13 protein-coding genes are annotated in these 13,104 nt (G+C 74.5%); 5 read left to right on the top strand and 8 right to left on the bottom strand.

Translation table 11 applies throughout. The features are described from left to right. Nucleotides 1-89: 89 nt before the first annotated feature. From def to AB0O82_RS29580, 8 genes are all read right to left on the bottom strand, one after another. Nucleotides 90-734, bottom strand: a complete 645-nt coding sequence (gene def / locus AB0O82_RS29545) for a peptide deformylase (protein WP_363586974.1) — start codon at nucleotides 732-734, stop codon at nucleotides 90-92. An 83-nt stretch (nucleotides 735-817) separates the two neighbouring features. Then, the gene (locus tag AB0O82_RS29550) at nucleotides 818-1,810 is read right to left on the bottom strand and encodes a hypothetical protein (protein ID WP_363586975.1); all 993 of its coding nucleotides are present in this window, start codon (nucleotides 1,808-1,810) and stop codon (nucleotides 818-820) included. 313 nt (nucleotides 1,811-2,123) lie between these two features. Beyond that, nucleotides 2,124-3,455 (bottom strand): HD domain-containing protein, encoded by a 1,332-nt coding sequence (locus AB0O82_RS29555; protein ID WP_363586976.1) that lies wholly within the window; start codon nucleotides 3,453-3,455, stop codon nucleotides 2,124-2,126. 23 nt (nucleotides 3,456-3,478) lie between these two features. Beyond that, nucleotides 3,479-4,927: an HD-GYP domain-containing protein gene (locus AB0O82_RS29560; protein ID WP_363586977.1), complete on the bottom strand. Its 1,449-nt coding sequence runs from the start codon at nucleotides 4,925-4,927 to the stop codon at nucleotides 3,479-3,481. 337 nt (nucleotides 4,928-5,264) lie between these two features. Continuing rightward, on the bottom strand, nucleotides 5,265-5,672 hold the full coding sequence (gene rsrA, locus AB0O82_RS29565; protein WP_363586978.1) for a mycothiol system anti-sigma-R factor: 408 nt from the start codon (nucleotides 5,670-5,672) through the stop codon (nucleotides 5,265-5,267). Further along, entirely contained in the window at nucleotides 5,669-6,412 is a 744-nt protein-coding gene (locus AB0O82_RS29570) for a sigma-70 family RNA polymerase sigma factor (protein ID WP_363377190.1), read from the bottom strand. Before AB0O82_RS29570 ends, rsrA begins: the two co-directional genes overlap by 4 nt. A 301-nt stretch (nucleotides 6,413-6,713) precedes the next feature. After that, on the bottom strand, nucleotides 6,714-7,349 hold the full coding sequence (locus AB0O82_RS29575) for an alpha/beta family hydrolase (RefSeq protein ID WP_363586979.1): 636 nt from the start codon (nucleotides 7,347-7,349) through the stop codon (nucleotides 6,714-6,716). A gap of 96 nt (nucleotides 7,350-7,445) precedes the next feature. Beyond that, nucleotides 7,446-8,198: an SOS response-associated peptidase gene (locus tag AB0O82_RS29580; RefSeq protein ID WP_363586980.1), complete on the bottom strand. Its 753-nt coding sequence runs from the start codon at nucleotides 8,196-8,198 to the stop codon at nucleotides 7,446-7,448. 138 nt (nucleotides 8,199-8,336) lie between these two features. Here AB0O82_RS29580 and AB0O82_RS29585 point away from each other — a divergent pair, with 138 nt between their 5' ends. The 5 genes from AB0O82_RS29585 to hisN all read left to right on the top strand — a co-directional run bounded on the left by AB0O82_RS29585 (nucleotide 8,337) and on the right by hisN (nucleotide 13,023). Then, nucleotides 8,337-9,068: a M50 family metallopeptidase gene (locus AB0O82_RS29585; protein ID WP_350879695.1), complete on the top strand. Its 732-nt coding sequence runs from the start codon at nucleotides 8,337-8,339 to the stop codon at nucleotides 9,066-9,068. Between the two features lie 198 nt (nucleotides 9,069-9,266). Further along, nucleotides 9,267-10,598, top strand: coding sequence for a 3-phosphoshikimate 1-carboxyvinyltransferase (gene aroA, locus AB0O82_RS29590; RefSeq protein WP_063347887.1), 1,332 nt, complete (start codon nucleotides 9,267-9,269; stop codon nucleotides 10,596-10,598). Nucleotides 10,599-10,613: 15 nt separating this feature from the next. Continuing rightward, nucleotides 10,614-11,669, top strand: coding sequence for a ribosome small subunit-dependent GTPase A (gene rsgA / locus AB0O82_RS29595; RefSeq protein WP_363586981.1), 1,056 nt, complete (start codon nucleotides 10,614-10,616; stop codon nucleotides 11,667-11,669). Between the two features lie 130 nt (nucleotides 11,670-11,799). Continuing rightward, nucleotides 11,800-12,123, top strand: coding sequence for a multidrug efflux SMR transporter (locus AB0O82_RS29600; RefSeq protein ID WP_063347889.1), 324 nt, complete (start codon nucleotides 11,800-11,802; stop codon nucleotides 12,121-12,123). 102 nt (nucleotides 12,124-12,225) lie between these two features. Further along, a complete protein-coding gene (hisN, locus tag AB0O82_RS29605) occupies nucleotides 12,226-13,023 on the top strand; it encodes a histidinol-phosphatase (protein ID WP_363586982.1) in 798 nt (265 codons plus the stop codon). Nucleotides 13,024-13,104 lie beyond the last annotated feature (81 nt).

Below are 13,104 nucleotides of genomic sequence, written 5' to 3' on the forward strand. Positions count from 1 at the left end.
GCGCGACCGGCGGCGTCAGGAGCGGGAGCGTCACGTGCGGGAACGCCGAGGGCCGGGACGCCCGTCGCGCCCCGGCCCTCGGCGGTTCGTCAGTCGTTCGCCACGGTCGCGTACCGCGGGGTGCCCTCGGCCATCTGCTTCAGCGCGTCCTTGCGGTCCCGCTTCGACAGCTTGTCGATGTAGAGGGTGCCGAACAGGTGGTCGGTCTCGTGCTGCAGGCAGCGGGCGAAGAAGCCGGTGCCCTCGACCCGGATCGGCCGGCCGTCCTTGTCCACGCCGGTCACCGCCGCGTACTCCGGGCGGGGCAGCTCGGCGTACGCGCCCGGCACCGACAGGCAGCCCTCGTTGCTGTCGTCCAGCACCCGCCGGCGGTCCGCCGGGTACTCCTCCAGCTTCGGGTTGATCACGTGGCCGACGTGGCGCACGCCCTCGTCGTCCGGGCAGTCGTAGACGAAGACCTTCAGGTCCACGCCGATCTGATTGGCCGCCAGGCCCACGCCCTCGGCCGCGTACATCGACTGGAACATGTCGTCGATCAACGCGGACAGCTCACCGTCGAACGCGGTGACGTCCTTGACCTCGCGGTGCAGGACCGGGTTGCCCACCACGGTGATCGGGCGCGCGGTGCCCTTGGAGAGGTCCGGCTGCTCGCCGACCACCTTCAGCGGGGCCTCGTCGGCCGCCGACTCCTGGTCATGGTCGTGGTCGTGCTGGTGGTCCTGCTGCTCCGCCATCGCTGCTTATCCGCTTCCGCTTCCGAGAATGGTCCAGGTATTCGGCTCTCGCCGGGTACACCGCTCAAGGGTAAGCGGCGCGCTCAACAGACTTCTTCCAGATCGCGGTACGCCCGCGTGCCGGGCGAGGACGCGGCCCAGCGGTCCAGCAGCGAGCGGACCAGCAGGGCGGGCGCGGCGATCCCGCACTCGCGCTCCACCAGCCAGGACATTCCGGCCTCCCCGCCCTGGCTGAGGTGGCTGAGGTGTCCGGGGTGCGCGGCGTCGCCGTCGTCGTGCGGGTCGTGGTGGGCGGTGTTCCCGTCGTCCGCGGCCATCCGGCTCTCCGAACAGGCCCGGCAGAGCAGCCGCACCGAGGACGTCCAGTCCTCCGCCGCGTAGCCGGCGTCCGCGACCACCCGCTCCAGCGCGTCCCGGTCCCCCGCCGTGGCGGCCTGGAGCAGCACCACGTAGGTCGGCACCGGGGACGGCGCCCACAGCTCGATCTCGTCGAACACCGGGTAGGCGACCCCGTCCGTGACCCGCTCACCGTGCGGGGCGCCGTCGTGCAGCACCACCTCGCCCCAGCGGCGGCCGGAGGACGGCAGCGGGATGGACAGCACCTCGATCCGGGCCGGGTCCAGCCGGCGGCCCCACACCACCTCGGACTCGCCGTCCGGGGAGAGCCGCACCGGGGTGGTGCCGAGGTCCAGGCTGACCGGGCCGTCCTGCTGCCCGCCCGGGCCGCCGGGCAGCTTCAGCCCGTACGCCTGCCAGGCGCGGCGGGCCAGCGGCCAGTCCTGCAAGGCGGTCGCGGTGATGCCGAGGTTCCACCAGTCGGGGGCGCCGTGCTCGCGGTCCAGCAGGGCGACGGCCCGCAGCCCGGCCGAGCGGGCCTGCTCCCAGTCCCGGCGGAACTTGTGCAGCAGGGCGAGGTTGAACCAGGAGTCGGACAGCCAGGGCTCCAGGTCGGCGGCCATCACCAGCAGCGCGCCGGCGTCCTCGTAGCGGCCGTCGCCGATCAGCGTGAAGGCCCGGTCGGTCGTCTGCCGCCAGGTGGCGGACGGCCGGTGCCGTGCCCGGTGGAAGATCCTCACGTTCGTCCCTGCCGTCGTCGTCCGCTCAAGTCCCGTGCCGCCGCGTCCGGATCCACTTCCGCGGGGGTCCGGGGCACGGTGCCCCGGGTCGGTGTTCCACGCTACGACCGCATCCAACCACGCCCGCCCCCGCCCGCGCTCCCCACCGCCGAGGTTGGGGCCGCCCCTACCCAGCCTGCCCGCCCGGCCGCCCCGCCTCAACCCCGACGGAGGCCCGCCGGTCCGCGGCGCTCCGCCGGAGCCCGGGTCAGCCTCCGAACTCAGGCCCGCGCCCGAGCCCGCCCGAGCCCGGGCCTGATCCACCGGGCAGGGCCTAGCCGCCCACCCGGGCCAGTGCGTCCACCACCCGGGCGTCGTACACCCGGCCGCGCCCCAGCCGCAGCACCTCCAGCGCCTCCAGCCGGCCCACCGCCTCGCCGACCCCGCGGCCGCGGGCCGCCGTCAGCAGGTCGTCGTGGGCGTTGGCCACCCGGATGATCCGGGCCGCCAGCGGCACCGCGCCGTCCCCGCCGGCCGTGCCGAGCACCGGATCGGCCAGCCGGGCGACCTGCTCGGCGACCTGCCGGGGCACCCCGGTGCGGCGGATCACCTCGCTGCCCAGCCGGGCGATCCGCTGCTGCTCGGCGCAGGGCAGCAGCGCGGTCGCGCCGTCCGGCACCGGCTCGACCAGCGACAGCTGGCCCACGTCGTGCATCAGCGCCGCGTACTCCAGCAGGGCGAGTTCCCGGGTGCCCAGCCCCAGCTCGCGCCCCAGCGCGCACGCCGTGTCCGCGACCCGGCGGGCGTGCCCGTGCGGGGTGTAGCCGGCCACCTCGGTGGCCCGGGCCAGGCTGGCGATGGTCTGCCCGGTGGTGGCCCGCACGGCCGCGGCCCGCCGGAAGGACACCTGGGCGAGCAGCAGCGGGGTGCAGAACAGCGGCAGCGCCCACAGCCCGACCTCGCCGGCCGCCAGGCTGACCAGCATCCCGGTGGCGACGATCGCCGAGCCGATCCCGAACAGCGAGCGCAGTTCGTCCTCCAGCGCCGCCGGGAACCGCAGCCCGCCCTCCAGACCCGCCGCCGACCGGCGCAGCAGCGCCGCCAGGGTCGCGTCGCAGAGCGCGGCCAGCGCGGCGACGGCGGTCAGGAACGCCCCGTACGCCGGGCCCTCGGGCGAGAAGCGGTCGACCAGTCCGCCGTTGTAGAGCGGCTGGAAGACGGCGGCGGCGAAGCCGACCCCGAGCAGCCGACGGGCGGCGCTGTCCCGCCGGGCCGGGTCGGCCCAGGGCGGGCGCCGGTGCGGGCGGCCGGGGCGGGCCCGCTGGATCAGGCCCGGTCGGCCCCGGCCCGGGCGGCACGCCCTGAGCCGGGGCAACGCGAGGCCGGGCAGCCAGGACAGCAGCAGGCCGACGCCGGTCACCGCGACGACCTGGAGCATCCCGGGCGCGGTGGGCACCCCGCGCAGCGGCCCGAGCAGGGCGTACGCCAGCGCGCCGGCCGCGCCGATCGGCGCCTGCTCGCGGTCGCCCGGAAGAGTGATCCGGACGCACTCGCCGAGCGCGATCAGCGCCGTGAACGCCAGCGCGACCCGCGCCCCGGCCACCCCGCGCAGCGCGACCGCGCCCACCGCGAACACCAGCAGCGCGGCCGCCGCCGCGTGCACCACGCGGGCCTCCCGGCCGGCCGCGGTCACGGCTGCCCGGCCGTGGGGACGCTCCCGCCCTGCGCGGGCACCCGGCCCGGCGCCGCCCGGGCCGGCTCGGGCACTCCGAGCGGAATGTCGGGGACGGCCCGGATGCCGTCCCCGGGCGGCGGCAGCACCGGCTGCCAGTCGTGCCCGGCCAGCGCGTCGATCAGCGCCCGGACCATCACCGGGTCGAACTGGCTGCCCGAGCAGCGCTCCAGCTCCGCCACGGCCTCGGCGACCGGGCGGCCGCGCCGGTAGGAGCGGGTGGAGGTCATCGAGTCGAAGGCGTCGGCGACCGAGATGATCCGGGCGAACTCGGGGATCTGCTCGCCGACCAGCCCGCTCGGGTAACCCCGGCCGTCCATCCGCTCGTGGTGGTGCAGGATCCCGGCGTGCGCCTCGCCGAGGAAGGCGATCCCGCGCACCAGCTCGTACCCGTACACGGGGTGGACCTCGACGGCCCGCCGCTCCGCCTCGCTGAGGGGACCGTTTCTGCGCAGCAACTCGGTGGCCACGCCCAGCTTGCCGACGTCGTGCAGGATCCCCGCGAAGCGCAGGGTGCGCAGCCGCTCGGCCTCCATGCCGAGCTGACCGGCGATCAGCACCGAGGCCCGGCCGACCCGTTCGCTGTGCCCGCGGGTGTACGAGTCCTTGATCTCCACGGCCTGCACCAGCGACTGCACGGTGGCCTGGTGGGCGTCCCGCTCGCGCTGCCCCTGGGCGAACACCCAGGCCGAGATCGACAGCGGCAGCAGCGCCAGCAGCGCCGCGAACGCCCCGTACGGGCCCTGCCAGAGCACGGCCACCATCAGGCCGCCGGCCGCGTGCACCAGCACCGGCAGCCCGCACACCGCGACCGCCCCGCGCAGCAGCACGACGGGCCGGCGGTCCTCCGCGAGCATCAGCATCGCGCCCACCAGCACCCCGTTGACCAGGCAGAACGTGACGACGGCGGCGAAGCCGGGCAGCAGCGCGGCCGGGAAGCGGGAGCCGAGCAGCAGTTGCGGCCCGTGCAGCAGGTGGAAGGCGGCCGCGGAGGCGAAGGCGCACAGCGCGAGCTGGGAGCCGTTCCACAGCTGGCGGGTCCGGCAGCCGTGCCCGGCCGGGCCGCCGAGCACCGCGGTGGGCACCGCGACCAGCGCCGCGGCGGCCGGCGGCAGCATCAGCACGCCGGCGAACAGCACCGGGAAGAAGGCGTTGACCCCGGGGCGGGAGAGCGCCCGCTCGGGCGGCGGCGGGCGGCGCAGCAGTCGGCGGACCAGTCGCAGGCAGGGTGTCGGCAGGCCCTGGGCCAGTGACTCCCAGCAGCCGTGCAGGAAGGCCAGCAGCCCGACCTTGGGCCAGTCCACCGGGGCGCCGAGCCAGCGCGGGACCCCGGGCGGCACGCCGGTCGGCAGCAGCGGCAGCAGGCAGCACAGCGCCGCCACCGGGACGGCCACCAGGTAGCGCATCGCCCCCTCCGGCAGGGCCGCGTCTTCGCCGTCGATAGCGATCTCGACCTCCCCGACGTCCGGGCCCGCGTTGCCTCAGCTCGCCGGGCGGACCGGCGGTGAGCGTCCGTCAGGAGGATAGGCCGCCACCCGGGCGTAAGGACGCATGATGGCGCGACGACGCTGCTGGCGCACCGCCAACTCACTCGAACGAGTGAGGGGCGCATGCAAGCACAAAGGGAGCGGCCCCGGGAGCGCACGCTCCCGGGGCCGTCTGACTCCGTGTCCGGACCGCTCGGCCCGCCCTCGCCGGCAGGCCCGTCCGCTTGCTCCGCCCGGCCGTTGAACGGCCGGGCGGCTACTCCGCCGGGGCGCCCGCCTCGACGGTGGCACCGGGCCGGACCGTCGACTCCTCCGGGGCCTCGCCGGCGCCCGGCGCCGGCCGGTCCGCCTCGACGTGCAACTCGACCGTGGTGTCGACGGCGACCACCACCTGCTCGCCCGAACGCTGCCCCGCCCGGATCGAGTCGATCCTGGCCAGCACCTTGCTGCGCAGGTCAGCCGGGGTGTCGTCGCAGCCGCAGGAGCGCTTGATCAGCGCCTTGATCGCCTGCTCCAGCCCGTACTGCTTCAGGCAGGGCGAGCACTCCTCGAAGTGCACCCGCAGCTTGGCGCAGTCGCCCTCGGCCATCTCGTTGTCGAGGAATTCGTAGAGGTGGTCGAGGACCTCGCCACACTCCGTGTCGTGCGGATCGCCGCAGCTCATGAGCCCGAGCCCTTCGCTTCCTGCCCTGCCCCGCTGCCGGCCGGGACGAGCCCGCGCTCACGGGCGTAATCCTCCAGCATGCCGCGCAGCTGACGGCGGCCGCGGTGCAGCCGGGACATCACCGTACCGATGGGAGTACCCATGATGTCCGCGATCTCCTTGTACGCAAAGCCTTCTACGTCCGCGAGGTACACGGCGATCCGGAATTCCTCCGGAATGGCCTGGAGCGCGTCCTTCACATCGCTGTCGGGGAGGTGGTCGAGCGCCTGGGTCTCGGCCGAGCGCAGACCGGTCGACATGTGCGACTCGGCGCGGGCCAGCTGCCAGTCCTCGATCTCCTCCGCCGCCGTGCGCTGGGGCTCGCGCTGCTTCTTGCGGTACGAGTTGATGAACGTGTTGGTGAGGATGCGGTACAGCCAGGCCTTGAGGTTCGTGCCCTCGCGGAACTGGTGGAAGGACGCGTACGCCTTGGCGAACGCCTCCTGGAGCAGGTCCTCCGCGTCCGCGGGGTTGCGCGTCATGCGCAGCGCCGCCGAGTACATCGGATCCAGGTAGCCCAGGGCGTCGCGCTCGAAGCGCTCCCGCCGGGCCTCCTCGCTCTCCTGTGCCGACACCCGGAAGGTGTCCTCACCGATCGCCTCGGCCAGCTCCTCACCGGTGAGCGCCTCGCCCGCGGGCTGGCCCTCCTCCGGGCCCCGGCCCGGCTCGGCCTCGTGCTCGGTCCCGACGACCGGACCCACCTCCTCGGCATGGCGGGCACGACCCACGGCAGGCCGCCCCGAAATGGAGGATATCGGGCTGACGGGCTTCTCGCCCGCGACAATCCAGTCGGACCAGGCGGGGCCGAACGCCGCGGCGGCCTCGCGCTGCTCTGACCGCTCGGGGCACGCGATCGAACCCATCTGCCCTGCCTCTCAACCGGGAATCGTGCTGACGAGAGTGCCAACCACCCCGGCCCCGCCCGCATTCCCGCGCCCGCCCCGAAATCGCTCGTACGGGTGATCGAGTGGAAACCCCCCGCTCACGGCCGCCCCCGCCGCCTCAGACGACCCGCAGCACCCAGTCCCCGACCGCCCGGCAGATCGCCTCCAGCACCTCGTCCTGCCCCACCGGCGCCCGCTTGGGCACGTCGAAACCGTGCCCGCCGTACGGCACCGCCACCAGCTCGTGCCCGGGCGGCAGCTCCGGGAACTCCTGCGGCCCGCCGAACGGATCCGCCGTACCCTGCACCACCAGCGTCGCCGTCCCCGACTCCAGCAGCTCCTGCGCCCGGCTCTTCTCCGGCCGGCCCGGCGGGTGCAGCGGGAACGCCAGCGCCACCACCCCCACCGCCCCGCTCGCCGCCCCGGTCCGGCAGGCCACCCGCGCCCCGGCGCTGCGCCCGCCGACCACCAGCGGCAGCCCCTGACCGGCCAGCCGCCCGGCGACCGGGGTCCAGCCGCGGTCCAGCGTGCGCGGCGCCGGGGCGAGCCGCTTGCCCGCCACCCGCCAGGGCTGCTCCACCAGCGCCACGGTGATCCCGCGCGCCGGCAGCGCCGCGGCCAGCGCCACCAGGTCCTGGGCCTCGATCCCGCCGCCCGCGCCGTGACCGAGCGCCAGCAGCGCCTTCGGCGCACCGGCCCGGTGGTAGCTGATCCGGGCGTCCCCCACCTCGGTGGGGACGAGTTCGGTGGTCATCGTCGGTCGCTCCAACCGGCTCAGGCTCCCTCAGCTGTCAGGACTCGATCGTCGAACTTCAAACATCGGACGTCAGAAGACGTCAGACGTCAGACGTCAGAACAGGGTGGTCTCGTACTCCGCCTCGGCCCACGGCTCCTTGAGCTCCGGCCCGTTGTTGCGGATGCTGCCGACCGCCGGCGAGACCGGGGTGGCCAGCAGCGCACCGGGCGGCGGCGGTATCAGCAGCCGGCGCAGCTCGTCCGGGTCGTCCAGCCCCGGGTCCAGCCACTCGTCGTAGGAGGCCGGGTCGAGGAACAGCGGCATCCGCTCGTGGATCGGCGCCAGCGACTCCTCGGCGTCGGTGGTGACGATGGTGAAGGTCACCAGCCAGGCCGCCGGATGGTCGGCCGGCACCGTCCGGTCGCGCCAGAACTCGTACAGCCCGGCCAGCGCCAGCGGGGTGCCGTCCGCCCGGGAGACGAAGAACGGCTTCTTGCGCGCCTTGCCGCGCTCGCCCGGCACCGTCTGCCACTCGTAGTAGCCGTCCACCGGCAGGATGCACCGACGCGAGGCGAACGCCTGCCGGTACGAGGGCTTCTCGTGCACCGTGTCCGAACGGGCGTTGATCATCTTCACCGCCGTCTCGGCCGACCGCGACCACTGCGGCACCAGACCCCAGCGCAGCACCCTCAGCTGGCGCACCGGCCGCGCCCGGCCCTTCGGCACCCGCTCCAGCACCACGAAGGCGCTGGTGGTCGGGGCGACGTTCCAGTTGGGGGCCAGCGTCTCCGCCGGATCCCACTGCTCGACGCCGAACAGCTCGACGATGTCCTCGGGCTTGCCACTGGCTGCGAAGCGACCGCACATGCGGGCCAGCTTGCCATGCCGGCCCCGCTCACCACTTCTTCATCCCGCCAGGAGAACCGTCCGCTCCCGCCCGCCCGTCCCCGCATGGGAGGCTGCCCCGAACGGCCCAACGCAGCGGACGGAGGCGGAGACGAGACGATGAGCGCACAACCCACCGACCAGAACCTCGGCGAACTGTGGAACCAGGTCACCGGCACCCAGCCCGCGCCGCCCGGCTGGCTGGTGCTGGCCACCGCCGGCGCCGCCCTGCTCGCCGTCCTCGCCCGCCCGCTCTGGCACGTCACCCGCAACGCCGTGACCATCGCCCACGAAGGCGGCCACGGCCTGATCGCCCTCGTCACCGGCCGCCGGCTCGCCGGCATCCGGCTGCACTCCGACACCTCCGGCCTCACCCTCTCCTACGGCCGCCCCACCGGCCCCGGCATGATCCTCACCGCCGCCGCCGGCTACACCGCCCCCGCCCTGCTCGGCCTCGGCTGCGCCGCACTGCTCTCCACCGGCCGGATCACCCTGCTGCTCTGGCTGGCCGTCGTCCTGCTGCTCGCCCTCCTGGTGCGCATCCGCAACGCCTTCGGCCTGTTCACCGTGCTGGTCGCCGGCGGCGCGTTCTTCCTGGTGTCCTGGTTCGGCAGCGCCGAGGTCCAGGCCGGCTTCGCCTACCTCGGCTGCTGGTTCCTGCTGTTCGGCGCCGTCCGCCCGGTCCTCGAACTCCAGCACCAGCGCCGCATCGGCTGGGCCCGCGACTCCGACGCCGACCAACTGGCCCGCCTCACCCACATCCCCGGCCTCGCCTGGATCACCGTCTTCCTGCTCACCGCCCTCGCCTGCCTCGCCCTGAGCGCGAGCTGGCTGCTCCAGCCCCTGTACTGAACCTCGCCCGCGGCACGGGCCGGCTGCTCCGGGCCCCGCACCGGGCCGCCCCCGCGGCACGGGCCGGCTGCTCCGGGCCCCGCACCGGGCCGCCCCCGCGGCACGGGCCGGCTGCCACAACCCCTGCACCGGGCCTCCCCCGTCCCGCCATGCGGTTGGCGCAGGGGCCGTTCCGGTACGGCCCCTAAACTTGGCCCCATGACCGAGACCCTGTGGCCCGCCCCCGTCGCGACCACCCCCGTTGACGCCACCGTCACCATCCCCGGCTCCAAGTCGGTCACCAACCGAGCCCTGGTGCTGGCGGCGCTCGCCGACGAGCCCGGCTGGGTGCGCCGGCCGCTGCGCAGCCGCGACTCCCAGCTGATGGCCGACGGCCTGCGCGCCCTCGGCGTCGGCATCGAGGAGAAGGTCAACAACGACTCCGGCGGCACCGGTGGCGGCGAGGCCTGGCGGGTCATCCCGACCCCCGCGCTGCGCGGCCCCGCCTCGATCGACGTCGGCAACGCCGGCACCGTGATGCGCTTCCTGCCCCCGCTCGCCGTCCTCGCCGACGGCCCGGTGCACTTCGACGGCGACCCGCGCAGCTACGAGCGCCCCCAGCACGGCGTGATCAACGCCCTGCGCGCGCTCGGCGCCCGGATCGACGACGGCGGCCGCGGCGCCTTCCCGCTGACCGTGCACGGCACCGGCGCGCTCGACGGCGGCCCGGTCGAGCTCGACGCCTCCTCCTCGTCCCAGTTCGTCTCCGCCCTGCTGCTCTCCGGCGCCCGCTACAACCAGGGCGTCGAGGTCCGGCACGTCGGCGGCCCGGTGCCGTCGCTGCCGCACATCCGGATGACCGTCGAGATGCTGCGCCTGGCCGGCGTCCAGGTCGACGCCCCCGAGGACGGCGGCGAGAAGGACGTCTGGCGGGTCACCCCCGGCGCCCTGATCGGCCGCGACCTGGTGGTCGAGCCGGACCTCTCCAACGCCGCGCCGTTCTTCGCCGCCGCCCTGGTCACCGGCGGCCGGGTCACCGTGCGCGACTGGCCCAAGCACACCAGCCAGCCCGGCGACCAACTGCGCGAGATCTACACCCGGATGGGCGGCGCCTGCGAGTTCACCGACGAGGGCCTGCAGTTCACCGGCACCGGCCGGATCCACGGCATCGAGGCGGACCTGCACGACGTCGGCGAGCTCACCCCGGTGATCGCCGCCGTCGCCGCACTGGCCGACTCCGAGTCCCACCTGTACGGCATCGCCCACCTGCGGCTGCACGAGACCGACCGGCTCGCCGCGCTCGCCAAGGAGATCAACGACCTCGGCGGCGACGTCACCGAGACCGAGGACGGCCTGCGGATCCGCCCGCGCCCGCTGCACGGCGGCGTCTTCCACACCTACGAGGACCACCGCCTGGCCACCGCCGCCGCCGTGGTCGGCCTGGCCGTGCCCGGCGTCGAGGTGGAGAACGTGGCCACCACCGCCAAGACCCTGCCGGACTTCCCGAAGATGTGGGCGGAACTGCTCGGCGAAGCGGTGGCGGACGCCTGAGCGGAGACTGAGCACATGCGCCGCTACGGCAAGGACGCCGACGAGGATGACATCCGCAACCGCCCCGCCCGCCGGGGCTCCCGGCCGCGGACCCGGATCCGGCCCAAACACGAGGACGCCGCCGAGGCGATGGTGCTGACCATCGACCGCGGCCGGCTGACCTGCCTGATCGACCCGGGCACCAAGCAGGAACGCGAGATCGTCGCCATGAAGGCCCGCGAGCTGGGCCGCAAGGGCGTCGTCGTGGGCGACGTGGTCAACATCGTCGGCGACCTCTCCGGGGACACCGACACGCTCGCCCGGATCGTCCGGGTCGAGGAGCGCAGCTCGGTGCTGCGGCGCACCGCGGACGACGACGACCCGTACGAGCGGATCGTCGTCGCCAACGCCCAGCAGCTGGCCATCGTCACGGCGCTGGCCGACCCGGAGCCCCGGCCCCGGCTGATCGACCGCTGCCTGGTGGCCGCGTACGACGCGGGCATGGAGCCGCTGCTGGTGCTCACCAAGGCCGACCTCGCCCCGGCCGGGCCGCTGCTGGAGTCGTACGCGCCGCTCGGCATCGACTACGTGGTCACCCGTCGGGACGAACTGGAGACGGCCGGCGCCGAGGCCGTCCGCGCGCACCTGCGCGGCCTCTCCACGGTGTTCATCGGCCACTCCGGCGTCGGCAAGACCACCCTGGTCAACGCCCTCGTCCCGGACCACCAGCGGCAGACCGGCCGGGTCAACGCGGTCACCGGGCGCGGCCGGCACACCACCGTGTCCGCCCTGGCGCTGCGGCTGCCCCCGCCGCCGGGCGCCAAGCCGGGCTCCAAGAAGGCGCTGGACCCGGGCTGGGTGATCGACACCCCGGGCTTCCGCTCCTTCGGCCTCTCGCACATCGACCCGTCCCGGGTCATCCACGCCTTCCCCGACCTGGAGCCCGGCACCGTCGACTGCCCGCGCGCCTGCAGCCACGACGAGCCGGACTGCGCGCTGGACGCCTGGGTCGCCGGCGGCCACGCCGAGGGCGCCCGGCTCTACTCGCTGCGCCGCCTGCTGGCCAGCAAGGAGGCCCGCGAGGGCGACTGACCCGGGCGGCGGTTTTACCGTCCCATGGGTTTCCCGACCGTTCGAGGTGTCGGACCGCGCCGGCCTGGCGATCATAGGAAGGTCGGGCCACAGCGCGGTCCGACCCGTCGATCGACAGGGAGGGCACGCGATGGCATGGGCCTTGGTGGTCCTGGCCGGCCTGCTGGAGACCGGCTTCGCGATCAACCTCAAGCTCAGCGAGGGCTTCACCAAGCTCTGGCCCACCATCAGCTTCTGCGTGTTCGCCCTGGGCAGCTTCGGCCTGCTCACACTGTCCCTGAAGAGCCTGCCGGTCGGCCCCGCCTACGCGGTGTGGACCGGCATCGGCGCGGCCGGCACCGCCATCTACGGCATGGTCTTCCTGGACGAGACCACCTCGGTGCTGAAGCTGGTGTCCATCTCCCTGGTGATCGCCGGCGTGATCGGCCTCCAGCTCAGCGGCTCGGCGCACTGAGCAGGCCCGTCCCGGTCCGCGAGCCCAATCGCCTCCGGCGGGCCCGTCCCGGTCCGCGAGCCCGGCTGTCCCGATCCGGGCGGGATCGCTAGGGTTTCGGACATGGCCGATTACCACGACGATCTCCGACTCGCCCACGTCCTCGCCGACTCGGCCGACTCGGTCACCCTGGAGCGCTTCCGCGCCCTCGACCTGAAGGTCGAGACCAAGCCCGACCTCACCCCCGTGAGCGACGCCGACAAGGCCGCCGAGGAACTCGTCCGCAGCGTGCTGCAGCGCGCCCGCCCGCGCGACGCGGTGCTCGGCGAGGAGTTCGGCCTCCAGGGCTCCGGCCCGCGCCGCTGGGTGATCGACCCGATCGACGGCACCAAGAACTACATCCGCGGCGTCCCGGTCTGGGCCACCCTGATCGCGCTGCTGGAGGACGGCCCGGACGGTGTCGAGCGCCCGGTGGTCGGCATCGTCTCCGCCCCCGCGCTGCAGCGCCGCTGGTGGGCGGCCAAGGACCTCGGCGCCTACGCCGGCCGCAGCCTCACCAAGGCCTCCCGGATCCACGTCTCCGGCGTCTCCCGGATCGAGGACGCCTCCTTCTCCTACTCCTCGCTCTCCGGCTGGGAGGAGCGCGGCCGCCTCGACCCCTTCCTGGACCTCACCCGCGCCTGCTGGCGCACCCGCGCCTACGGCGACTTCTGGTCCTACATGATGGTGGCCGAGGGCGCGGTCGACATCGCCGCCGAGCCCGAGCTGTCGCTCTGGGACATGGCCGCCAACTGCGTCATCGTCGAGGAGGCCGGCGGCCGCTTCACCGGTCTGGACGGCGTGTCCGGCCCCGGCGGCGCCGACGCCGTCGCCAGCAACGGCATCCTCCACGAGGAGACCCTGCGCCGCCTGAGCGTCTAGGTCCTCCCCGGCCGAACATGGTGCGGGCCCGGTCGACCGGTCCTCCGGTCGACCGGGCCCGCCGCTCATCGGGGCGCGTCC

This window comes from Kitasatospora sp. NPDC088264 (assembly GCF_040685715.1).
In the GTDB taxonomy this organism is placed as follows: domain Bacteria; phylum Actinomycetota; class Actinomycetes; order Streptomycetales; family Streptomycetaceae; genus Kitasatospora.